Source organism: Actinomadura meridiana, assembly GCF_039537545.1.
GTDB classification, from domain to species: domain Bacteria; phylum Actinomycetota; class Actinomycetes; order Streptosporangiales; family Streptosporangiaceae; genus Spirillospora; species Spirillospora meridiana.
In genome coordinates this window covers 137,838-161,230 of record NZ_BAABAS010000021.1, presented here as the reverse complement: position 1 = coordinate 161,230, position 23,393 = coordinate 137,838, and the positions used below count along the sequence as shown (strand labels likewise).

Annotated in this window: 21 protein-coding genes; 12 read left to right on the top strand and 9 right to left on the bottom strand. The window is 69.5% G+C overall.

Annotated features, from left to right (window positions below):
• The first annotated feature begins 199 nt into the window (after positions 1-199).
• Entirely contained in the window at positions 200-715 is a 516-nt protein-coding gene (locus ABD808_RS30585; protein WP_344904043.1) for a hypothetical protein, read from the top strand.
• 106 nt (positions 716-821) lie between these two features.
• Here the strand turns inward: ABD808_RS30585 and ABD808_RS30580 are convergent, their stop codons facing one another.
• Positions 822-2,114: a helix-turn-helix domain-containing protein gene (locus ABD808_RS30580; protein ID WP_344904040.1), complete on the bottom strand. Its 1,293-nt coding sequence runs from the start codon at positions 2,112-2,114 to the stop codon at positions 822-824.
• A gap of 172 nt (positions 2,115-2,286) precedes the next feature.
• Between ABD808_RS30580 and ABD808_RS30575 the strand changes: the two genes are divergently transcribed.
• The 5 genes from ABD808_RS30575 to ABD808_RS30555 all read left to right on the top strand — a co-directional run bounded on the left by ABD808_RS30575 (position 2,287) and on the right by ABD808_RS30555 (position 5,999).
• Complete coding sequence (locus tag ABD808_RS30575) at positions 2,287-2,418, top strand: hypothetical protein (protein ID WP_344904037.1); 132 nt, start codon at positions 2,287-2,289, stop codon at positions 2,416-2,418.
• A gap of 72 nt (positions 2,419-2,490) precedes the next feature.
• Positions 2,491-3,993 carry an MBL fold metallo-hydrolase gene (locus ABD808_RS30570; RefSeq protein WP_344904034.1) on the top strand — a complete coding sequence of 501 codons (1,503 nt, stop codon included), beginning with the start codon at positions 2,491-2,493 and terminating at the stop codon, positions 3,991-3,993.
• A complete protein-coding gene (locus tag ABD808_RS30565) occupies positions 3,990-4,874 on the top strand; it encodes a hypothetical protein (RefSeq protein WP_344904031.1) in 885 nt (294 codons plus the stop codon). The genes ABD808_RS30570 and ABD808_RS30565 overlap by 4 nt, the downstream gene beginning before the upstream one ends.
• Positions 4,875-4,948: 74 nt before the next feature.
• Entirely contained in the window at positions 4,949-5,311 is a 363-nt protein-coding gene (locus ABD808_RS30560) for a VOC family protein (protein WP_344904028.1), read from the top strand.
• 19 nt (positions 5,312-5,330) lie between these two features.
• Entirely contained in the window at positions 5,331-5,999 is a 669-nt protein-coding gene (locus ABD808_RS30555) for a GNAT family N-acetyltransferase (RefSeq protein WP_344904025.1), read from the top strand.
• A gap of 35 nt (positions 6,000-6,034) precedes the next feature.
• Here the strand turns inward: ABD808_RS30555 and ABD808_RS30550 are convergent, their stop codons facing one another.
• The 8 genes from ABD808_RS30550 to ABD808_RS30515 all read right to left on the bottom strand — a co-directional run bounded on the left by ABD808_RS30550 (position 6,035) and on the right by ABD808_RS30515 (position 15,087).
• A complete protein-coding gene (locus ABD808_RS30550; protein WP_344904022.1) occupies positions 6,035-6,826 on the bottom strand; it encodes an SDR family oxidoreductase in 792 nt (263 codons plus the stop codon).
• A 28-nt stretch (positions 6,827-6,854) separates the two neighbouring features.
• Entirely contained in the window at positions 6,855-7,958 is a 1,104-nt protein-coding gene (locus tag ABD808_RS30545; RefSeq protein WP_344904019.1) for an ABC transporter substrate-binding protein, read from the bottom strand.
• Between the two features lie 62 nt (positions 7,959-8,020).
• The gene (locus ABD808_RS30540; protein ID WP_344904016.1) at positions 8,021-9,181 is read right to left on the bottom strand and encodes an acyl-CoA dehydrogenase family protein; all 1,161 of its coding nucleotides are present in this window, start codon (positions 9,179-9,181) and stop codon (positions 8,021-8,023) included.
• Positions 9,181-11,274, bottom strand: coding sequence for an acetate--CoA ligase family protein (locus ABD808_RS30535; protein WP_344904013.1), 2,094 nt, complete (start codon positions 11,272-11,274; stop codon positions 9,181-9,183). Before ABD808_RS30535 ends, ABD808_RS30540 begins: the two co-directional genes overlap by 1 nt.
• Entirely contained in the window at positions 11,271-12,059 is a 789-nt protein-coding gene (locus ABD808_RS30530; RefSeq protein ID WP_344904010.1) for an enoyl-CoA hydratase/isomerase family protein, read from the bottom strand. The genes ABD808_RS30535 and ABD808_RS30530 overlap by 4 nt, the downstream gene beginning before the upstream one ends.
• Before the next feature lie 99 nt (positions 12,060-12,158).
• Complete coding sequence (locus ABD808_RS30525; protein WP_344904007.1) at positions 12,159-13,301, bottom strand: ABC transporter ATP-binding protein; 1,143 nt, start codon at positions 13,299-13,301, stop codon at positions 12,159-12,161.
• Positions 13,298-14,194: an ABC transporter permease gene (locus ABD808_RS30520; protein WP_344904004.1), complete on the bottom strand. Its 897-nt coding sequence runs from the start codon at positions 14,192-14,194 to the stop codon at positions 13,298-13,300. Before ABD808_RS30520 ends, ABD808_RS30525 begins: the two co-directional genes overlap by 4 nt.
• A complete protein-coding gene (locus ABD808_RS30515; RefSeq protein WP_344904001.1) occupies positions 14,191-15,087 on the bottom strand; it encodes an ABC transporter permease in 897 nt (298 codons plus the stop codon). The genes ABD808_RS30520 and ABD808_RS30515 overlap by 4 nt, the downstream gene beginning before the upstream one ends.
• Before the next feature lie 247 nt (positions 15,088-15,334).
• Between ABD808_RS30515 and ABD808_RS30510 the strand changes: the two genes are divergently transcribed.
• From ABD808_RS30510 to ABD808_RS30485, 6 genes are all read left to right on the top strand, one after another.
• On the top strand, positions 15,335-16,621 hold the full coding sequence (locus ABD808_RS30510) for a PucR family transcriptional regulator (RefSeq protein WP_344903998.1): 1,287 nt from the start codon (positions 15,335-15,337) through the stop codon (positions 16,619-16,621).
• A 122-nt stretch (positions 16,622-16,743) separates the two neighbouring features.
• The gene (locus ABD808_RS30505) at positions 16,744-18,195 is read left to right on the top strand and encodes an aldehyde dehydrogenase family protein (protein ID WP_344903995.1); all 1,452 of its coding nucleotides are present in this window, start codon (positions 16,744-16,746) and stop codon (positions 18,193-18,195) included.
• 11 nt (positions 18,196-18,206) lie between these two features.
• A complete protein-coding gene (locus ABD808_RS30500) occupies positions 18,207-19,856 on the top strand; it encodes a thiamine pyrophosphate-binding protein (protein WP_344903992.1) in 1,650 nt (549 codons plus the stop codon).
• A gap of 75 nt (positions 19,857-19,931) precedes the next feature.
• Positions 19,932-20,561, top strand: coding sequence for a PadR family transcriptional regulator (locus tag ABD808_RS30495; protein WP_344903989.1), 630 nt, complete (start codon positions 19,932-19,934; stop codon positions 20,559-20,561).
• Between the two features lie 46 nt (positions 20,562-20,607).
• On the top strand, positions 20,608-22,230 hold the full coding sequence (locus tag ABD808_RS30490) for a urocanate hydratase (RefSeq protein WP_344903986.1): 1,623 nt from the start codon (positions 20,608-20,610) through the stop codon (positions 22,228-22,230).
• A complete protein-coding gene (locus tag ABD808_RS30485; RefSeq protein WP_344903983.1) occupies positions 22,227-23,390 on the top strand; it encodes a CaiB/BaiF CoA transferase family protein in 1,164 nt (387 codons plus the stop codon). The genes ABD808_RS30490 and ABD808_RS30485 overlap by 4 nt, the downstream gene beginning before the upstream one ends.
• Positions 23,391-23,393: the final 3 nt, after the last annotated feature.

The following is a 23,393-nucleotide window of genomic DNA, read 5'->3' as shown; positions in this document are numbered from 1 at the left end:
TCACTCCAGATCGGAGCCCCGCCAGGTCGGCCTTCTGGCTTTCGGCGAGCCTGGGACCGGCGAAGAGTGGCGGGTCTTCCCACACACCACGAGTGACCGGTACGCGGAGTTGGAGTCGCACCTCATCAGAACACCATTCCTGGGGCGACCCCGAGGTGATATGCACAGGGATCGGCAGCGGTTCACCCGCGTACCTGGTGTGACTCAGATTCGTCCCGATCTGCGGGTGGAGTACCTGCGCGGGAACGTGAACTCGCGGCTGGGCAGATTGGACGCGGGCGAGGAGTTCGACGCGATCGTCCTGGCTCGGGCCGGCCTGGAGCGACTCGGGGTCGAGCGACTAGGCGAAACTCTCGACATCGTCCCGGCTGTGGGTTCGGGGGTGCTGGCAGTGGACTGCCGCCGCGCTGACTCCGATGTCGTTGAACTGGTGCGGTCGCTGGACCACAAACAGACCCGGCAGTGCGTGAGCGCGGAACGGATGATGTTGCATGGGCTTCAAGGGCACTGCAACAGTCCGATCGCCGGGCACGCCCGGATCGAGCGCGATGGGCAGCTGAGCCTGCGGGGGATGGTGTTCACTCGGGACGGTTCGCAGTTCGTCCACTCACAGGAGTGGGCGCCGCCGGAGCGGGGCGAGGATCTCGGCGCGTACGTGGCCGATGATCTGCTGCGCAAGGGCGCCCGCGACCTGATCGGGGAGATTCCGCATTGACGGAACCCGCCCCGGACAGGGGAGAGGATCTCGGCGCGTACGCGCCGGGTGATCTCCTACACAAGGGCGCGTTCATGCGCGAGATCGACCGAGCTCTGCTGGCACCTCAGACGGTGATGATCAGCGCGAGCCGATCGGCTCCACGCGTTCGCGGATGTTGGTGCACGACCTGTTGCGCCAGAGCGTGGATGCTCGGGCGACGGATCTCGGCGGCGGAATGCTGGTGGGCAGCCAATAGCGCGGCTGCGGTCTGGTCTGGTTTGCCTGCCTGCCACCAAACCCGGCTGAGGTCGGTATAGAGCCGTGCCCGGCGTTCCCGTGTGTCGAACTGGGTTGCGCGCAGAGTCCTACCGACCCGCATTGCCTCGCCGAGGTCGTCGAGCGCCCAGCGAACGCCGAGTTCATAAAGCCGGACCTGAGCGGGGCTGACGGGGAAGCGGTTGGGACGGGCCAGGGCACGCGGGGCGACGCGCCGGGCGGCGCGTTCGGCTTCCTTGATCAGGGCAAGGGCGGTGTCAGCGTCACCTGCCTGGGCGGCGCTGTAGGCGCTGGTGCAGTAGATCTGCGCCAAGGCGTTAGCGGCGTCGGGGGCGGAAGCGCCGCTGCCATCGAGGTGGAGCGCGGCTTTCATCGTGATCTGCTCGGCAAGCGTCTTGCGGCCTTCGTGGCGCAACACGATGCCCAGCGACCGGGCTGCCATGGCCATCGCGGCGGGATCCTGCGACAGTTTGGCGTAGGTGGTGGCACGGTCGGCGGTGATCCGGCTGCTGGCGTGCTGTCCCACCTTGTGCAACACCTCTGACCCAAGATCGTAGGCCGCGGCGAGCGTGACGGCGTTGCGCGGGTCGTCGGGACGCGCGGCGAACGCCTCATGCGCCGTGGACAGTAGGTGGGGCAGCCCTTTGAGTATCGGCCCGAGTTGCCCGGCGGAGAACTGCTGCTGGGAGCGCGCCAACGTGGTGGCGACGGTCGAAGGCGGGGCCTGTGCGGGCGGCATCAACGCGAGCGCATCATCGATTCGGGTGAACGCGGTCGCGGGGAAAACGGCACCCGCGACTCCCAAGAATTCGCGTCGCCGCACTGGATCATCCTCTCCGCCTTCACCGCCTGCACCTTCTCTCACACTACGAGCACGAACCGTCTGGGGCATCCCTTCGGGACGAACCAAATGCCGTGGCGTCGCCGAGGAGCCTGACTGGTCGGAGGCGAGGCCGAGCCGGGCGGGAGGAATGTCCAGAATATCGGCAAGGGCGCGGAGCAGGGTGATGTCGGTAAGCGGGGTCTTCCCGCGTTCCAGACGACTGATCTGGGCTGCGGAGTAGCCGCACAGTTCCCCGAGGTCCACCAGCCGCATCTGCCGGGCTTGGCGAGCCGCTCGCACGATCTGACCAGCATTCATCGGATGGCTCCGAGCAGGCGGGAGGACCAATTGTAGCTCCCCGGCGTCAAGCAGCTTCGCCCGTTTGCATGACTTGTAAACCGTTTACAGCCCCTACAAACGGGCTCCTCTCGGGCAGGCGGGCGAGGCGATGGTGGGTGGGACAGACACCCAAACCCGAGGGAGCAGCACCATGACCCAGCCCAAGTGCAAGAGCGCAGCCGTGGCGAAGGTCTTGACCACAGCCAACGTGGCGGCGCTCCAGAAGCGCCTGCCCAAGGGGAGCGGGACGACCGCCAAGACCCCGACGACCTACCACTACTGAGAATTTCCCTGCGGGCGGGCTCGCCTCAGGCGGCCCGCCCGGCCTCCTCTTCTCGCCTGGAAGGAACCGTCTGTGAGCACCAAAGCAATGCACCTGACGTTCGTCGGTCACCAGACCTGGCACATCAGCGACGGGCACAACGTCGTCCTACTCGACCCGGTCGTGTGCCGGGCGTTCGGGCCAACCGGCGTGCCATTCGAGATCTGGCCGCCCCGCGACGTCGACACCACCGCGATGCCGACCCCAACCGCGCTGATCCTTTCTCACGAGCACCTGGACCACTTCCACCTGCCCTCGCTGGCCCGCCTGGACCGCGATATCCCCCTGTACACCGGCATGACCGCCCCGGCAGCCGTGACCGAGGCGATCGAAGCCCTTGGCTTCGTCACCCATCGCCGCGACTTCACCGAGCCACTGCTGATCGGCGACCTGGAGATCACGCTCTACCCGGCCGGCGCCACCACCATGTTCTGGGAGAGCCGCGTCGTTCAGCCCCTAGTCCGGCTCGCCGGATCCAGCAGCGGCGGGGTCTTCATTGGCGTGGACGCCGACCTGTCGGACACCTACCTGACGCACCTGGAGCACGGCACCGTGCCCCTGCCGGACATGGCGATCGTGTCGAACAACTCCCAGTCGGTCCCCTATGGGGCGCCCAGCACCGACTCCAACCTGTTGCCCGGCCTGGACGGCCCGCATCAGCGGGCCACTGGGTTGCACGTCCTGCACAGCCTGCTGGAGGTCTACTTGGCCCCGCTGACCGGCGTGCCGCACGTGGCGTTGTGCGGGAACGGGTTCACCGCGCCGCTCGCGCCGCACGGCCCGTTCCTTTACGGCGACCACCCCGCCCTGGCCGGGCACGCCAACGCCCTGCAGCACGTGTTCACCGTGCACGGTCCCAGGCCCGGTGTCATGCTGACGCTGGCCGCCGACGGGACGGTGGCCCACTCGACTGCCCCATGGATCACCGCCGATCTGGAAGCCGAAGCCGTCCTGCGGGAAAAGCTGGCTGTGTTCCTGGCCGAGGGCTCGCAGCAGGTCGCCCCGGTCGCCACCACCGCCGCCCTGGGCCGGGACACCTGGGACCAGGTCGACCAACTGCTGGCCGACGAACTGCCGCGTTTGGCCCGGGCCCTGCTCACCACCCGCACCGGGACCCTGGCGGTGGGGATGAACGACTACCTGGCCGGGGAGCCGCTGGGCAGAGAGCGCCTGGCGCTGCGGCTACTGGACCCGCCCGGTCGCCCCGGCGAGGCCGAGGTGTGGATGTGGGACATCACCGGCCCCACCTTCACCCGGCAGAACGAACCGACCAACCGCGAGCAGGACATGGCCCGCGTCCCATTCGGTCTGGAGCTCTTCCACCAGGACATGATCGCCCTACTTGAGGGTCGCGCCCAGATCTGGGACATCATGGGCGGCTCCTCCCAGGGCTGGCACGTCGGCGACCCCCTGGATTCGCCGGTGTATGCGTTCCTCGGCGCCTATGGTGAGCATCAGCGACCCGACCTGGCGGCGGCCTGCTATGCCCGCAGTCTCGTCGAGCTCGGCGTGACCAGCACACCCTGTTCGGCATGACCATCCAACCTGCTGGGCTGTCCGGTGGGCCGTTGAGCGGCGCGTGCACCCCACGGCCCGCTGGATGGCTGCCCGACCCGCTGACCACCGACCCCGCCGAGGCCACCCGCCAGGCGCACCTCCTCCTGACCGCCCACCACACCGGTATCGCCGGGCCCCTGCGGTGCCTCAACGCCCGCTACCGCACGGCGGTGTTCGCGGTCGGCGACCCGCCGGCCCAGATCCTCAAACGGCATGCCGACCTCGACGCCTACAACGCCGAGGTGGTCGCCTACCAACTGCTGGCGGGACGGGCCGTTCTGCCCGAGCTACTCGACGTCTGCGACGGCGGCCGGACGCTGGTGACCACCTACCTACCCCGTCAAGCGAACCTGGCGGCCCCGGCCGTCTTCAACGAGTTGCTGGACTTGGTCGCCCGCGCCCACACGGTCCCGGTCACCTGGCCGCCCCAGATCGCCGCCATCATGCAGCCCTACACCCTTCAGGCGGCGTTGGCCGGGCCCGCCCCCGAGTGGATCGCCGACGCCACGGCGTGGCGGGCGGTCTTGGAGCTGACGGCGGGCGCCCACGGCCCCGGCCACGTCCCGCTCGGTGGGTTCGACCTGGCACCTCGTCATACCCGCCGCGACGCCGCAGGCACGATGACGATCATCGACGGCGAGACCATGCGCCTGGACTGGACCGGCCTGCCCGACGTGATCACCCTGGCCTACGTCGCCGCCGAAGTAGCATCACTGCTCACCCCTCGGCAGATCCGCCGCACCTACCTGCGGCACGCCCGCGACCACGGCGCCCGGTGGACTGATGCGACCCTGACCCGCGCCCTGACCCTGTGGGCCAAGGCCACCGGCCTGCATTCCCTGCACGGTCTTACCGACTGAATACTCCCGGATACACCCCGCCGCACGCGACGCGCGTGAGAAAGGATGGTGAGACACCAACCAAGGAGAGCGCGATGTTCACCGCCTGCACCCGAATCATGATCTTCTCCAAGGATCCCGAGAAGTCCGCAAACTGGTGGGGCGACATCCTGGACGCGTCGGTGCACCTGAACGTCAAGGGCACCTCGGTATTCGCCTGGTTCACCATTGGCGGCTTCGAAGTGGGCTTCCACATGCTGGACGAGAGGAACAACCCGCGCGGCGGTGGTTTGGTCCCCTACTTCGCCGTCGGCGACCTCGACGCCGCGTTGAGCGAACTGTTGGCCGTCGGCTGCACCCGCCATCGCGGTCCCTATACCCCGGCCGACGGCACTGGACATCGCATCGCTCAGATCGTGGACCCGTTCGGCAACATCATCGGACTTGACGGCCCCTAACCCCTGTACGGAGGCGACAGTGCGGCACTGGCCCCTCACCCAGCTGACCATCACCACACCCGACCTGGTCCTCCGCGTCCCCGACGATCAGCTCCTGGACAAGCTCGCCCACCTCGCCGGACAAGGCGTTCATCCGCCCGAGATGACTGTTTTCGCCCAGCCGTGGACCACGGGCACCCCGGAAGAGGTCGCCCGCAACGTGCTCCGCAACCATTGGTGGGCACGGGCCGACTGGCGCGGCGACAACTGGCGACTCCACCTCACCGCCGTGAATCGCGACGGTCACGTGGTCGGGCAGCAGAATCTGTCGGCCCGCGACTTCGCCACCACCCGTGAAGCCCGTACCGGTTTCTGGGTCGGTCGACGCCACCACAACCGCGGCTACGGAACCCAGATGCGCGCCGCCGCCCTGCACCTCGCCTTCGCCCTGGGCGCCGAACGCGTCATCTCCACAGCCTTCGCCCACAACGGACCGTCCCGCGCGATCTCCGCCAAGTTCGGGTCCGTCCCTAACGGCATCCGGCGGATCGCCGTCGACGGTCAGCTCATCCACGTGCACGAGTTCGTCATCACCCGCGACCAGTCGGCGGCCCAGGTGCAACCAGGCATTAGCGTCCAGGGCCTCGACGCCTGCCGAACGATGTTCGATCTTCCATCAAGCCGCTGCGTAAGGGCGCCCGTGACCTGATCGGGGGGATTCCGTATTGACGGAACCCGGCCCGGTCAGTGGGTTGGGAGGGGTGGGCCGTAGATTTGGCGGCCTAGCCATTGGCCGCCGTCGGCTGTTAGGACTTCGCCGGTTACGTAGGCGGTGCGGTCGCTTAGGAGGAGGCCCACCAGGTCACCGATTTCTGGGGGTGCTGCGAAGCGGTTCAGGGGGACTGAGGAGAGGACTCGGTCTCGGTCTTCTGGTGAGGCCCAGAGGGCGCCGCCTGCGCCGTCTGTTTCGGTTGGGCCGGGGGCTATGCAGTTTAGGCGGATGCCGTATTTGGCCCATTCTACGGCTAGGGTTCTGGTCATTGCTACTACGCCTGCTTTGGCGGCGGCGCTGTGGACGGTGCCGGGGTGGCCTGTCCAGGCGTAGGTGGCTATTACGCTTACTATTGCGCCGGGGCGGTCTGCGTCTATTAGGCGGCGGGCCACTGCGGATGTGCAGTTCCAGGTGCCGTTGAGGACGATGTCCACCACTGCGCGCCAGCCGTTTGGGGATAGTTTTTCGGCTGGGGTTACGAAGTTGCCTGCGGCGTTGTTCACCAGGCCGTCTATGCGGCCGAATTTTTCTATTGTTGCGTCTACTGCGGCTTCTACTGCCTCTGGGTCGCGGACGTCGGTGGGGTGCGCCAGGGCTTTGCCGCCCTGGCGCTCCACCTCGGCGACCACCGCGTCCAAGGGGTCCTTGCGGCGTCCCACAACGGTCACCGACGCACCGAGTCGGGCTAGGTGGAGTGCGGTGGCCGCGCCTATTCCGGTGCCGCCTCCGGTGACCAGGTAGGCGCGGTCTGCCAGTGATTCCACTGCGTTCTCCTCGGTGCGTCGGTCTAGCTCAGGACTTCGCGAATTCCTGGAAACGCTTCAGGACGGCGTCACGGTTCTTGCCCCACCATTCGCTGTCCTGGAGGAACTGCACCTCCACGTTCTGCGGGTGGGAGGGCAGGGTCTTCGCGAACTCCTTGTCCATCAGTTCGAGGGCCTTGGAGTTCGACGGGCCGTTCGGGTACTTGCTCCAGACGCTCGCCTGGATGTCGGGCCGGACGGAGAACTCCATCAGCTTGAAGGCGTTCTCCTTGTTCGGCGCGCCCTTCACGACCGACCAGGCGGCGAGCTGGAACATGCCGCCGTTCCAGGTGAAGTCGAGCGGCGCGCCCTTCTTCTTCAGTTCGCCGATACGGCCGGAGAAGATGCTGGACGCCCCGACCTGCTTGCTGACGAGCATCTGGCCGGGCTGGGCGCCGGACGTCCACCACTGCGGCACGTGCGACTTGAGCTTGTCGAAGCTGCGGAACGCGCGGTCGACGTCGATCGGGTAGATCGACTTCATGTCGACGCCGTCGGCGAGGACGGCGAACTCCATGTCCGGCGGAACGCCGTTGTCGGCGCCGCGCAGCGACCTGCGTCCGGGGAACTTCTCGGTGTCCCAGAAGTCCTTCCAGCCCGTCAACTTCTTCCCGGAGCCGACGACCGAGGTGTTCCAGGCCGCGACGATCGAGAACAAGTAGTAGGTGAGCCAGTTCTTGTCCACGTAGGACGGGTCGATGCCGGGAATGTTGAGCAGCTTGTCCGGCAGTTCCTCGAAGTACTTGCGGCCGATCGGCAGGACCGTGCTGGGGCCTCCGGCGATCAGGTCCCATTCGATGTTGCCGGTCTCGACCATCGCCTTGATCTTCGCGGGGGTCGGGGGTCCGGCGACGACGACCTCGATCCCGGTCTCCTTGCTGAACGGCTCGAAGATGTACTTCTTCTCGGCCTCGACGAGCGCGCCGCCCCAGTCAGCGACGACGACCTTCTTGCTGTCGCCGCCCCCGCTGCCGGAGTCGCCGCAGGCAGTGAGCAGCGGGGCCGCCGCGACCCCGCCCGCGAGCAGGACGCCGCCGCGCAGGATGTCGCGGCGCGACGGCGAGAAACTCTGTGATCTTCCGGGGATTTTCATGGAATCGTCCTTTTGTGAGGGTGGGCGCGGTAATCGAAGTGGTGACCTGGTCGATGCTCGGATCAGCGGAACATTCCTCGCTTGAGCAGGTTGCGGGCGATGATGATGCGCTGGATCTCGGACGTGCCTTCCCAGATGCGCTCGATACGGGCGTTCCGGTAGGCGCGTTCGACGTACGTCTCGTTCATGTAGCCGGTGCCGCCGAAGATCTGGAGGACGCGGTCGGCGACCCGGCCGAGCGCCTCACTGGCGAACAGCTTGGCCGCCGACGCCTTCGCGTGAACGATCTTGGGTGCCTCGCCCTGGTCGGCCGCCCACGCCGCCTCGTACGTCATGAGCCTGGAGGCGTGCAGGTCGGTGGCGCAGTCGGCGAGCATGAACTGGATGGCCTGGTAGTCGGCGATCGGACGGCCGAACTGGACACGCTGTTTCGACCAGTCGATCCCGTCGTCGATGAGCCGGGCCATGGGGCCGAGGCAGCGGGCGGCGGTCATGATCCGTCCGGCGCTGAGGGCGCCGTGGCCCAGGTTGAAGCCGCGGCCCGGTTCCCCGAGGACGTTGGCCTCCGGGACGGCGCAGTCGTCGAAGACCAGTTCCGCCTGGCGGTAGCCGCGGTGTCCCATGGTCTTGTGGAGTTGCCCGACGGAGAAGCCGGGCGTGCCCTTCTCCACGAGGAACGCGGTGATGCGGTCCTGTTCGCGGTCGGGGTGGGTGAGCGCGAAGACGATGGCGAAGTCGGCGGTGTCACCGTGGCTGATGAACCGTTTCCGGCCGTTGATGACCCACGAGCCGTCGCGGAGTTCCGCGCGGGTGCGGATGCCCGCGGCGTCTGAACCGGTGTCGGGTTCGGTGAGCGCGAAACACCATTGGAGGGCGCCGCGCACGCACGGGATCAGGAACCGTTCGCGCTGCTCGTCGTTGCACGCCAGCAGGACGCTCGGCGTCGTCGGCACGACCTCGGCGAGGCCGCCGAGCGCGCGGAACAGCTCCTCGGTGACGAGGACCTGGCTGAGCACGTCCATGCCCGCGCCGCCGACGTCCTCGGGCATGCCCATCGAGTTCAGCCCGGTGGCGATGGCCCGTTCGCGGATGCGCCGCTCAACGTCCTCGGGGAGGCCGTCGTGCTCCTCCACGTAGTCCTCGTGCGGGATCAGCTCGGTCTCGGCGAACTTGCGGACCGTCGCGCGGAACTCCACGAGGTGGTCGGGAATCGCGAAGTCCATCAGGCAGTCCTTTCCTGGACGATCAGGGCGTCGAGCGCGATGCAGCCCTCGCCTTCCGGTCGGCACAGCAGCGGGTTGACGTCGATCTCGGTGATGCGCGGGAAGTCGGCGAGCAGCCGTCCGACCCGGATCGCGGCGTCGGCGAGCGCGTCCACGTCGGCGGGTGGACGGCCGCGCACGCCGCCGAGCAGCGTACTGATCTTGAGCCCGTCGAGCGCGGCCCGGACGTCGTCCGGACCGAACGGCCAGAGCAGCGCGGCCGCGTCGCCGAGCAGTTCGGTGAGGACACCGCCCGCGCCGATCACCACGAGGGATCCGGCGACGTCGTTGCGGCCGCCGATGATCAGCTCGACGCCCGGCCCGGCCATCGCCTCCACGAGCACGTCGTGGTCGCCGGTGCGGTGCTTGATGCGGGCCACGGCGTCGCGCAGCGCCTTCTCGTCGGTCAGGCCGACTTCCACGCCGCCTATGTCGGACTTGTGAGCGATCTCCGGGGCGTGGACCTTGCACACCACCGGGTAGCCGATCCGGGCGGCGATCTCCGCGGCCGCGTTGGCGTCCGCCGCCACCTCACCGGGAGGCGACGCCACGCCGTATAGCGACAGCAGGCGCTTCGACTCGGCCTCGGACATCGGGCCGTCGAGGATCTCGGTGGCCTGGGTCAGGGTCGCGGGGTCTGTGGTGGGCTCGTCGTGCTCGCTTGAGGGTGGACGCGGCGCACCCGCGAGTGCGATGGCGCGTAGGGCAGGGCGCGTCCCGGCGAGGAGCACGACGCCGTTCTGCCTGGCCAGGTCGGTCAGGCCGGGGACGAGGTCGGTGGTCGTCGTCATCATCACGACCGGGACGTCCAGTTTCACGGCCGCCTCGCCCGTGCCGCCGATCATCTCCGTCCAGCCGACCTCGTCGAGCGGGTCGGCGTGCGCGGGGGCGTCGCCCGCGAAGACGACGACGTCGACGTTCGGGGACTCGCCCATCGCGCGGGCGGCGGCGCGGTAGACGTCCTGGTCGCCCCAGGCAGCAGCGCCCAGGTCGAGCGGGTTGTGCACCCCCATGAACGGGGGCAGGACGGAGGCGAGCGCGGTCTCGGCGGCCTCGTCGAACGCGGCCAGCGGGACGCCGGTGTCGTCGGCGAGGTCGGCGATCAGCCCGCATTCGCCGCCGGAGCTGGCGAACACGCCGGTCCTGGCGCCGCGCGGACGGCGCGGCGCGGCGAGCAGCGCGCAGAGGGCGATCATCTCGTCCAGGTCGTGGACGCGGTGCACCCCGGTCTGCCGAAACAGCGCGTCGTAGGCGGCGTCGCGTCCGGCGAGGGTGCCGGTGTGCGCGATGGTCGCGGCCTCGCCGACCGCCGACCGGCCCATCTTCAGCGCGATGACGGAGACGTCCTGGGCCGCCGCCCGCTCCGCCAGAATCCGGAAGCGCGGCAGGTCGGACAGGCCCTCCATGACGAGGCAGACGACCTTCACGGCAGGGTCGCTGAGGAAGTAGTCCAGGCAGTCGGTCAGGTTGAGATCGGCCTGGTTACCGGCCGAAACCCCGTACGCGACCGAAGGAAGCCGTCCCGACAGCATCGTCGTCAGAGCCATGTTCCCGCTCTGCGCGGCCAACGCCACCACACCGTCGCCGCCCGCGTGCACGTACGGCATCTCGATGCCCCACAGCGCGGCGCGTCCCCGGTAGCTGGCGAGGCCCAGGCAGTTCGGGCCGATCAGCGGCAGCCGCCCGTCGGCGGCGGCGATCAGGTCGGCCTGGCGACGGCGGCCCTCCTCGTCGCGTTCGGCGAACCCGGCGCCGTAGACGACCATGCCGCCCGCGCCGAGCCGGGCCGCCTCCGCCGCCAGCGCCGGAACGCCGGGCGCCGGGATCGCGGCGGCCACCGCGTCCGGCACCTCGGGCAGGTCGCTCAGCGACGGGTACGCCCGCACGCCGCCGACCTCCGTCCGGGACGGGTGGACGGCGTACACCCGTCCGCCGAACCCGACGCCCTCCAGGTTCCGCAGTGTGCGCAGGCCATACCCGCCCTTGGGCGAAGCCCCGACGACGGCGACGCTCGCGGGACGAAACAGCCGGTCGAGCCGATGCGCGGCCATCATCGCCCCACGAACACGGGACGGCGCTTCTCGATCGCGGCCGCGAGGCCCTCGACCTTGTCCTCGGTGTTGACGCAGATCAGCGCGCCGCGCTGCTCGTTCCGCAGCGCCTCCTCGATGGACAGCGTGTGCCCCGCCCGGATGTTGCGCTTCGCCTCCCCGATCGCCACGGTCGGACCGGCGGCGAAGATCCGCGCCTGCTCCAGCGCCCGCTCCATCAGCTGTTCCGGCGGGACGACGTCGCTGACGACGCCGATGCGCAGCGCCTCGTCCGCGTCGATGATCCGCCCTGTGTAGATCAGCTCGGCGGCCCGGGTCTCCCCGACGATCCGGGGAAGCAGATAGGAGCCTCCCGCGTCCGGACAGATGCCGCGCTGCGCGTAGACCTGGCCGAACCGGGCGGCCGTCGACCCGAACCGCATGTCGGCGGTGAGCGCGATGTCGAACCCCGACCCGGCCGCGACGCCGTTCACGGCCGCGATGACCGGCTTCGGGAGCCAGTACAGACGCGCGATCGTGCGGTGCATCTTCGCGGGCCAGGACTCCTCGTCCGCGTCGGCCCTCGCCGCCCACTCCTTGACGTCCGCGCCGGAGCAGAAGCCGCGCCCCGCGCCGGTGATCACCAGGGCGCGCACGGACGGCTCCTTGCCCGCCCGCATGATGACGCGGTCGAGCTCGTCGATGTCGGTGTTGGCGATCGCGTTGAGCCGCTCGGGCCGGTTCAGGGTGAGCACCCCGACGTCGCCGTCCATGTGCCATGTGCAGCACTTGAGTCCCGGCAGATCCATTGCGTCCCTTTCGTACGAATCGACGACATGACGACCTGAGGTCGTGGCGGGAGGCGAAATGTCCTGTGCGATGTATTAGGTCCTGTGCGATGTGTGCGGTCAGACCACCCGGGCCAGGAACCGGCAGTCGCCCGGCGTCCAGCTCAGCCAGTGCGACGACCCGGTGCCGTACTGGGCGCGCGCCTCCGCCGGGACCACCACCTGCATCTCGGCGCCCTCGGCCGTCCGCAGGTGCACCTCGATCTGTGGGCCGAGGTAGACGTGCGCGGCGACGGTGCAGGCCACGGCGTTGCGTTCGGCGGCGTCCGGCTTGTCGGCGGCGATCCGGATCCGTTCCGGACGGATCATGAACTCGCCGGTGGTGTCCGCCGAGCAGTTGTCCTTGTCGACCAGGACGCGCCCGGCCAGCCCCTCCACCTCCACGGTGACATGGCGGCCGTCGGCGTCCACCCGGGTCGCGGGCAGGCAGATCGACTGGCCGAGGAACTTCGCGACGAACGAGTTGACGGGCTTCTCGTACAGCTCGTCCGGCGGCGCGGTCTGCTGGAGGACGCCCCGGTGCATGACGCCGATCCGGTCGGACAGCGCGAGCGCCTCGTCCTGGTCGTGCGTGACGTACAGGACGGTCGCGCCGATCCGCTGCTGAAGGTTCTTCAGCTCAAGCCGCATGTGGTCGCGCAGGTTGCGGTCGAGCGCGCCGAGCGGCTCGTCCATCAGCAGGACGCTCGGGTCGAACACGAACGCGCGGGCGAGCGCGACGCGCTGCTGCTGGCCGCCCGAAAGCTGCCGAGGATAGCGGTCCTTGTACTCGGTGAGCTGCGTCATCGTCAGCACCCGGTCGATCTCGCGCTGCGCCTCGGGCTTCTTCATCCGCCGCATCCGCAGCGGGAACGCGATGTTCTGCGCGACGGTCATGTGCGGGAACAGCGCGTAGTTCTGGAACACCAGGCCGATGTTGCGCTTCTCCGGGACGTCGTCGGTGACGGCGCGTCCGGCGAGGTAGACCTCGCCCGCGGTCGCCGACTCCAGGCCCGCGAGGATGCGCAGGTTGGTCGTCTTGCCGGAGCCGCTCGGCCCGAGCAGCGTGACGAACTCGCCCTTCGCGACGGCGAGGTTGAAGTCGTGGACGGCGGGCGAGTCGCCGTACCACTTGTGGATGCCGTCGAAGACCACCTGGTCGGCGGTCGTCGTCCCGCCGTCCGGCCCGGCGGGCCGCTCGTCGGTCTTCGTCTGGTCGGTCATCGGCGCTCCCGCCGTTCACGGAGGATCTTCATCAGCTCGGAGAGGAGGAACAGCCCGACGCAGACGGCGATGAGGATCGTGCCGGCGACGGCGAGCGTGGGCGTCAGGTCGTAGCGGACGGCGTCCCACAGCTTGCGCGGGAGCGTGACCGAGCCGCTGCCGGACACGAACAGGATGATCACGGCCTCGTCGAAGGCGATCACGAACGCGAACAGCGCGCCCGCCGAGATCGCCGAGGTCAGCGAGGGAAGCGTGATCCGCAGCAGGGTCCGGGTCATGCCGGCGCCGAGCGTCCTGGCCGCGTTCTCGAGTTCGGGGTCGAACTGTTGCAGCGCGTTCGACACCGCCACGAGGACGTACGGGATGCCCATCACCGAATACGCCACGGAGATGAACTGCCACTGCCCGATCACCTTGTAGTCGGCGAACGTGAAGTAGTAGCTCATCGCGAGGACGATGATCGGGATCAGCAGCGGCGAGTAGAGAAGCGCGAACACCAGGCCCTTGCCGCGCGACTTGCTGCGCGCGAGCCCCCAGGCGGCGACGGTGCCGACCACCGTGGCGATCAGCGCGGACACCACGGCGATCCGCGCGCTGAGCAGCGTCGCGTCGACCCACGCGGAGTCGGCGAAGAACTGCCGGTAGTGCCGCAGCGACCAGCCTTCCAGCGGGAAGGACAGGTAGTCGACGCTGTTGAACGACTCCAGGATGACGATGACGATCGGCGTCACGAGGAAGCCGAGCACCAGCGTCACGACGCCGCGCAGGCCCCAGTGCAGCGCCCGTTCCAGGGGCGTCGTGGGCGAGCGCCGGTCGCGGCGCCGTCCCGGCGGCCGGGCCGGTCTCGTCTCGGCGCCGGGCGCGGCGGGCGCCGCCATGTCCACCGTGCTCACAGCGCCACCATGCCCTTCACCTTGGTGAGCCGCCGGACGATCATCGTGAGCGCGGTGGCGATCACCAGCAGCATCGTCGCGAGCGTCGCGGCCATGCCCCAGTCGAAGTTCACCTGGACGGCCTGCGCGATCACCACGGCGATCGTGCTCTGTTTCGGACCGCCGACGAGGGCGGGCGTCACGTAGAAGCCGAGGGCGATGACGAACACGAGCATTCCGCTGCTGACGATGGCGGGCACCGCGAGCGGCAGGTACACGTGGACGAACGCGCGCACCGGTCCGGCGCCGAGCGAACGGGCGGCGGGCGGCAGCGTGGCGTCGAGCTGGTCCAGCGTTCCCTTGATGATGAGAATCGGGAAGGGCAGCAGGATATGCGTCATCGCGATGATCACTGCGCTCTCGCTGTACAGCATTCCCTGCGCGTCCCCGGTCAACGGTTCGAGGATTTTCGTCACCAACCCGTTGTCACCGAGAAGGACGATCCAGGCGAAAGACCGTACCAGGATGCTGGTCCAGAACGGAATGATGACGAGAAGCACCAGGAAACGCGCCTTGCGTTTCGATGTTCGGGCCAGGAAATAGGCCACGGGAAAGCCTAGAACAACGGTGAGGACGGCCACTTCGGCGGACATCCGGACGGTGATCACAAGGACGTCCCAGATCGCGTCGTCGGTGAACGCCCGCCGGAAGTTCCCGAACCCGGGCTTGGGCTCGGTGAAGCTCTTCAGGAGCATCGCTCCCACGGGGTAGGCGTAGACGATCGCCATGAAGGCGACCGGTATCCCGAGCGCCATCGTGACGAAGTCGGGCCGCCGTCCACGCCGTCTGGGCGTGGGCCTGGCCGGTGTCTCACCGGCCGGTGGCAGGCTCGTCACGGACGTACTTGCCGTCACGATTCACCGTCCCTCCGTTGCCGCATGTTGGAACAGTCAACGTTTACGGGCTGCCATATGTCATGAGGCCAGGGTCACAAAACTCGGTGTGGGGGCCTGTGTCGAGGACACAGTCCACCACCCTCGGGGAGGCCCTCGGGGCGGGCATCATGCCGTTGACGTGGGATGAAATAGCGTGTTACATGTCGACAACCTGGGCGGGCCGGGTGGTGAAGTTCTCCCTGGCCCCGGGGCTGGGGAGGTGACCATGGCACCATCCGACACGTCAACCGCCGTGGCCGAACCGTTGGCCGTCGTGGGCCGAAATCTGCGATCCGCGTCCACGACGCTGGCGAACGAGTTCGTCCGGCAGTACGTATCGGCGGCCGAGACCGGCACCGTCGACCGGCAGGCGCCGGTCGAGGCGTTCGAGATGGCCGTGAACGTGATCGGGCTGTGCGCGTCCGGTATCGGGGGCGACGGGCCGGTCGGCGAGCTGCCGTCCGGGCGCGGCTCGCGCGTCGCGCTTCAGGGGCGGTCCGTGGTGGAGGCGGTCGAATGGCTGCGTCTGCTGGAACGGGTCGTCACCGATCATGTGCTGGCGCACGCGGGCGAGGGAGCGGACGGTCAGGAACACGGCATCGGCATGGACGACGTCCGCACCGTCCTCGGGCGCCTGGCCGAGCTGTTCGACGTCCTCTGCACGCGCGAGCTGGAGGACTACACGACCACCTACAACGAGCTGGCGGGCTGGCAGACGCGGGTCAGCACCGACCTGCTGAGCTGCCTGATCTCCGGGGCCGCGGTCGACGCCAGCACGGTGAACGACCAGGCCAGGACGCTGAACATCAACCCGCACCAGCCGTTCCGGGCGGTCGCCGTCTACCACGATCCGGCGCCGACGGCGCAGCAGTGGGCGCGGGTCCGCCGCCGGATCATGGAGGTGCTGTGGCGGCACGACCCGCGCCGCGAGATCCTCCTGCGGGAGCGGCGCGGCGTACTGCTCGCGCTGGTCCCGGTCGACCGGGGCGGGCCGGGGCTCGTCCCGCTGCTCAGCGAGATGCTGGACGGCGAGCCCGGCCGGTCGGTGTTCGTGTCGGCGGGCGAGCCGGGCGCGTCGCTGGCGGCGGCGGGGCACAGCTGCCGCCAGGCGCTGTCCGCGCTGGAGATCAGCATCTACCGCGACCAGCGCGGCCAGGTCACCCAGTGCACGGACGTGATCCTCGAAGTGCTGCTCGCCCACAACCGGTGGGTGTCGCAACGGCTCATCGAGACCCGCATCGGGCAGCTCGTGGAGAAACCGCATCTGCTCGACACCCTCCGGGTGTACATCAACTGCGATATGGCGTTGCAGCGGACGGCGGAGGAACTCCTCGTCCATCCGAACACCGTGGCCTACCGATTGCGGCAGATCGCCACGCTGACCGGACGGGATATGCGCCGCATCACCGACATCGGTGATCTCAATGTAGCGCTGATGGCCTACGACGCGATCCAGATGCGGCGCGACCGGGAAGAGGCCAGGACCGATCTCCGCGCGCGCTTGTTCGCGTGACCTGCGACCGCCATGTGCCGCGCTCATAATGACCGCCGGATTTCTTTGGTGGCTCAGCCTCAACCGGTTTCCGGCGATGGATTCTAGGCTTCGTTTCACCGAACACTTGTGAGCGGAGCGACATGGACCATCGTGCGGACACCTACATCGACGGGAAGTGGGTCGAGAACAACGGCGAGGACGTCATCGCCGTCATCGACCCCTCGACCGGGCAGTGCGTCGCCACGGTCCGCGAGTCGGCGACCGAGGACATGGACCGGGCCGTCGAGGCCGCGAACCGTGCCCGTCCCGTGCTGCGCGAGATGCCGCCGGAGGAACGCGCCGCGCTGCTGGAGCGCGTCGCCGACGAGGTGGAGGCGCGGCTGCCCGAGCTGGCCGAGCTGATCTCCAGCGAGATGGGCATGCCGGTCAAGCACTGCGCGAACTACCAGGTCCGCACGGCGATCGGAACGTTCCGGAACACCGCGAACGCCATCGCCGACGTGGACTTCGTCGCGCCGCTGCGCGGGTCCGCGCCGAACGGACGCTCGACGGTGTTGCGCGAGCCGGTCGGCGTGGTGGCCGCGATGACACCGTGGAACTTCCCGGTGTTGCAGACCGCCGCGAAGATCGGCCCGGCGCTGGCCGCGGGTTGCCCGGTGGTGTTGAAGCCCAGCGAGGTCGCGCCGATGGACGCCTTCCTGCTGGCCGACGCTTTCGACGCGGCGGGCGCGCCTCCCGGTTCGTTCAATGTGCTGTTCGGCAACGGCTTGCACGTCGGCGAGTACCTGGCCCGCCACCCCGGAGTCTCGATGGTCTCGCTGACCGGCTCGACCCGGGCGGGACGCCGCGTCGCGGAGGTCGCCGCCGGGTCGGTCAAGCGGGTGACTCTTGAGCTGGGCGGCAAGTCGGCGGCGGTCGTGCTCCCGGACGGCGACCTCGCCGGTGCGGTCGAGCGGGTCGTCCGGACGGTCCTCATCAACACCGGGCAGACGTGCACCGCGCTGTCGCGGCTGCTCGTGCCGTTCCAGTCGCTGCCGGAGGTGGAGGAGCTGGTCGCGGCGGCGATGGCGTCCTACCGGGTCGGCCCGTCCGTGGACCCGGACGCCGACCTCGGCCCGCTCGCGAGCTGGAACCAGAAGCACCGGGTGACCGAGCACGTGGAGCGCGCCCTGCTCGACGGCGCCCGGACGATCTGGTCGCATCCCGACGCGGAGCTGCCGAAGGACGGGTTCTTCTTCGCCCCCACCGCGTTCGCGGTCAGCGACCCGCGCATCGCGCTCGCCCAGCAGGAGGTCTTCGGCCCCGTGCTCGCGGTGATCCCGTACGTGGAGGAGGACGAGGCGCTGTCGATCGCCAACGGCACCCCGTACGGGTTGGCGGGCGCGGTCTGGTCCGAGGACGAGGAGCACGCCCTCCGGTTCGCGGAGGGGATGGAGGCGGGCAGCATCGAGATCAACGGCGCCCCGTTCAACGGGCTCGCACCGTTCGGCGGCTACAAGCAGTCCGGCTACGGCCGCGAGCTGGGCGCCTCCGGGATCATCCAGTTCACCGAACTCAAGGCGATCCAGCGGCACAAGGCGGGCACGCGTTGAGCGGGCGCGCGGTGAGCGAGCGCACTGGTGGGGACCTGGTCGTTGAGGCGCTCCAGGCCCTTGGGGTCGAGGTCCTGTTCGGGGTCGCGAGCGTCCACAACCTGCCCATCCTGGACGCGGTCAGGCGGCACGACGGCATCGAGGCCGTCAACGTCCGGCACGAGCAGGCGGCGGTGCACGCGGCCGACGGCTACGCCCGGGTGACCGGACGGCTCGGCGTCGCACTAGCGTCCACCGGCCCCGGCACGGCGAACACCATGGGCGGGCTTTTCGAGGCCCAGTTCGCCGGTTCCCGCGTGCTGGTCATCACGGGCCAGATCGAGAGCCGGTTCCTGGGGAGCAACAAGGGTTACCTGCACGAGGCGGAACAGCAGCTCGCCATGCTGCGCACCCTGACCCGCGAGGCGTGGTCGGTGCGACGTGCCGAGGACATCGCCGAGGCGGTCGTCGAGGCTGGACGCGCCACGTCCCGGGGTTGGCCGCGTCCGACCGCCGTGGAGATCCCGGTGGATCTTCAGTACGCGACCGTCCCGGCGGAACTGACCGTCCCCGAGCCCGCTCCGGAGCCGCGCACGGCGGCGCCCGTCGAGCGGGTGCGCGAGGCGGCCGACCTGCTCGCGGACGCGCGGCGCCCGCTCATCTGGGCGGGCGGCGGCGTGCTCAGCGCGGACGCGTGGCCCGAGCTGCGCCATCTGGTCGAGCGGCTGGAGATCCCCGTCGTCACCTCGGTGCAGGGGCGGGGCGCGCTGCCGGAGGACCATCCGCTGTGCCTCGGGGCGTTGGCGACCGTCCCGCCGCTGCGCGCGGTCGTCGAGAACGCCGACGTCGTCCTGGCCGTGGGCGCCCGTTTCCAGATGTACACGACCGACGCGTGGCGGCTGCGGCTCACCGACAAGCTGATCCACGCCAACGCCGACGCGAGCGTGTTCGGCCGGACGTATCCGCCCGCCGTGGCGCTGTTGGGCGACGCCCGCGAAACACTGCGCGCCCTGGACGCTCACGTCGCCACGACCAACGCCGAGGACGACTGGATCGCGACCACCCGCAAGGCCGCGGCCGAGGCCCGGGAGAACTCCCTTGAGGCTCTCGGCCCGGACCATCGGGCGATCGTCGCGGCGATCCGCCGTTCGCTGCCGCGCGGCGGGGCCGTCGTGCGCGACTCGACCGTCCCGGCCTACGCGTGGGGCGACCGGCTGCTGCCGATCCTGGAGCCGCGCACGTCGCTGAACCCGGCGTCCGCCGCCATCGGCCCCGGCCTGCCGCTGGCCCTCGGCGCCGCGATCGGCGGCGGGGAGCGGGCCGTGGTGATCCACGGCGACGGCGGGATCATGCTGTCGATCGGCGAGCTGTCCACGCTCGCGCAGGCGGGCGCGCCCGTCACGGTCTGTGTTTTCAACGACCGTGGATACGGCGTGCTGCGCGACGTCCAGCGCGCCACGTTCGACGGCGCCCGCAACGACGTCGACCTGCACACCCCCGACTTCGTCGCGCTGGCGGCGGCGATGGGCGTGCCCGGCGAGAAGGTGTCCGACGCCGCCGGGTTCGACCGGGCGTTCGCCCGTTCGGTCGAACGGGAGTCCGGGCCGTATCTGATCGAGATCGACCTGACGGCGCTTGCTCCGATGAAGCGCCGCGTGGGACGCCAGCAACTGCTGGGCTGAAAACACGACCGTCCGTCCGACCGGGGAGAGGAGCGTGCCCAGTGATAGTCCAGAATGGATGGTACAGTTCACAACATGGCGATCAACCTGTCGGCGAGCTCCTACCTCGTGCTGGGGCTGATCGGCCTGCGTGGACCGAGCTCGTCGTACCAGCTCAAGCGTGCCGTGGAGCGGTCGATCGGCTACTTCTGGCCGTTCCCGCACAGCCAGCTCTACGTGGAGCCCAAGCGGCTCGCGGAGGCCGGGCTCCTGGCCGAGTCGACCGAGAACGAGGGACGCCGCCGCCGCACGTACTCGCTGACCCCGCAGGGGCGCGAGGCGCTGCGGGCCTGGCTCGGCGACCCCGACACCGAGGTCTTCCAGGTGCGCAACGAGGCCGAGCTGAAGCTGTTCTTCAGCGAGCTGGGCGACGAGGGGACGGTGGAGCGGCTCGCCGATGCGCAGGTCCGCTACCACCAGGGCCGCCTGGAGGAGTTCCAGAAGATGCTGGAACGCCTGGTGGACGTCCCCGTCCTGGAGAAGCGGGTGGCGCCGCTCGTCCTCGGCGTCCGCATCGAAGAGGCGTGCCTGTCGTTCTGGCGCGACGTCCGCGAGACGGGCGTGCGCGGTGCGCTGGGCCGAACCGGGTTTCTCGGTGGCGACGCCGAGTTTCTGGCTGGCAACACCGAGTTTCTGGGTGGCAACGAGGGGCGTCACCCGGGCTGAGCAGGTCACGGCGCCCCAGGCGGGCGGGAAGGGGATCTTCATGGTGATGTCCGACAACGCCCTCCGGGAGCTGCGCTGCCGCGGCCCGCGTCAGGAGACGCTCCTGCGGATGCTGGAGAACACCCTCACGCACGCGGAGCGTCCCGACGAACTCATCGTGTACGCGGGTCTGGCGAAGGCCGCCCGCGACCACACGGCGCTGAAGCTCATGACCGAGGCGCTGCTGACGCTGGAGGAGCACGAAACACTCGTCGTCCAGTCCGGCAAGCCGGTCGGGGTGTTTCCGACCGGGACGCGGGCGCCGCTCGTCCTCATGGCCAACAGCAACCTGGTCGGACGGTGGGCGACCAGCGAGCACTTCTACGAGCTGGAACGCAAGGGCCTGATCGCGTGGGGCGGATACACCGCGGGCGACTGGCAGTACATCGGGTCGCAGGGCATCGTGCAGGGCACCTACCAGACCCTCACGGCCGTCGCCGACGCGCACTTCGGCGGCGACCTGGCCGGACGGCTCGTCGTCACGGCCGGGCTCGGCGGCATGGGCGGCGCGCAGCCGCTCGCGACCGTGATGGCGGGCGGTGTCGCGCTGTGCGTGGAGGTGGACGCCGACCGGATCGCGCGCCGAATCGACAGCGGCTACCTCGAACGCGGCACCGAGTCGATCGACGAGGCGATCACGTGGGCGCGGGAGGCGACCGCGTCCGGGACGGCGGCGTCGATCGGGCTGCTCGGCAATGCCGCCGACGTGCTTCCGGCGTTGCGCGAACGCGGCCTGGCGCCCGACGTCGTGACCGACCAGACGGCGGCGCACGACCTGATGTACGGGTACGTCCCGTCCGGGATGACGCCCGCCGAGGCCGTCGCGCTGCGCGAGAGCGACCCCGACGAGCTGACCCGCCGCGCCCGCGCCTCGATCGCGACGCATGTCGAGTGCATGCTGGCCTGGCAGGACGCGGGCTCGATCGTGTTCGAGTACGGCAACAACCTGCGGGCGCAGGCGGCGGAGAACGGCGTCGACGCCTTCCGCATCCCGATCTTCATCGAGAAGTACATCCGGCCGCTGTTCTGCCAGGGCATCGGCCCGTTCCGGTGGGTGGCGTCGTCCGGCGAGCAGGAGGACATCGACGCGATCGACGAGATCGTGGTTCGCGAGTTCCCTGACAACCAGCTCGTCCAGCGGTGGATTCCGATCGCGCAGAAGTACGTGCGGCAGGCCGGGTTGCCGTCCCGCATCTCGTGGCTCGCGCACGGGGAACGGACGAAACTCGCGCTGCTGGTGAACGAGGCAGTTCGGCAAGGCGCGCTGCGCGGTCCGGTCGCGTTCACCCGCGACCACCTCGACGCGGGCGGCGTCTCCCAGCCGTTGCGCGAAACAGAGAACATGCCGGACGGCTCGGACGCCGTATCCGACTGGCCGCTGCTGAACGCGCTGCTCAACTCCGGTTCCGGCGCCGACCTCGTGGCGATCCACGCGGGCGGCGGCGGATACGCGGGATACATGCAGAGCGCCGGGGTCACTTTGGTCGCGGACGGCACCGCGGCCGCCGACGAGCGGATCACCTCGGCCCTGACCGCCGACACCGGCATCGGGATCATGCGGTACGCGGACGCGGGATACGAGACGGCGGCCGACGCCGTCCGGTCGAGCGGCCTTCGGTGGTTCGGATGACCGCCGGTGCTTTGGAGGGCATTCGCGTCCTGGACCTGAGCCGCGTCCTGTCCGGCCCGCTGTGCGCGCGTAGCCTCGCCGACCTCGGCGCGGAGGTCATCAAGATCGAGTCGCCCGCGGGCGACGACGGCCGCCACTTCGGCCCGTTCGTGGACGGCGACAGCAGCTTCTACCGCCACCTGAACCGCAACAAGGTCGGCATCACCCTCGACCTGAAGAACCCGGCCGACCAGGAGCGGTTCGCCCGTCTCGTCGAGCGCTCCGACGTGCTGATCGAGAACTTCCGGCCCGGCGTCCTCGCCCGTCTCGGGTTCCCGCCGGACGAGCTGCTGCGCCTCAACCCGGGCCTGGTCGCGGTCAGCATCAGCGGTTTCGGCCAGTCCGGGCCGCTGGCCGACCGTCCGGCCTACGACCTGATCGTGCAGGCGATGTCCGGCCTGATGTCGGTGACCGGGCCCGACGGCGGCCCGGGTGTCCGCGTCGGGGTCAGCATCGGCGACATCGTGCCCGCCCTGTACGCGACGTCGGCAGTGCTGTCCGCCCTGTACCAGCGCGAGCGGACGGGACGCGGGCAGCACATCGACGTCTCCATGTTCGACGGGCTCGTGTCGATCCTGGAATCGGTGGCGATGCGGGCGCTGCATACCACCGAGGACGTCGGCCCCACGGGCGGCCACCACGCGATCAGCGCGCCGTATGGAACGTTTGAAACAAAGGACGGCCCGGTCGCCATCGCCGTCGCGAGCGACACCCTGTTCGCGCGGCTGGCGGGCGTGCTCGACCGTCCCGGCTGGCTCACCGACGAGCGGTACACGACCGACGCCGACCGCGGCCACAACCGCGAAGAGCTGTGCGTCGACGTTGAGGAGGCGCTCGCGCACCTGACCCGGGAAGAAGCCCTCGATCTGCTGGGCGGGGCGGGGGTGCCGTGCGGACCGGTGCTGTCCGTCCGGGAGGCGCTGTCGCATCCGCACGCGCTGGCCCGCGACCTGGTGCGCGACGAGCCGGACGGTTTCCGCACCCTCGCGGGCGGCTTCCGAACCACGGGAACCGTTGACGAGTTCCGCCCGGCACCCGGGCAGGGCGAACACGACGCACTGGTGGCGCGCTGGCTCGCCGAGGAGCCGCGTGGCACGTCCCGTCCGGAGCGAAGGGAGTAGGCA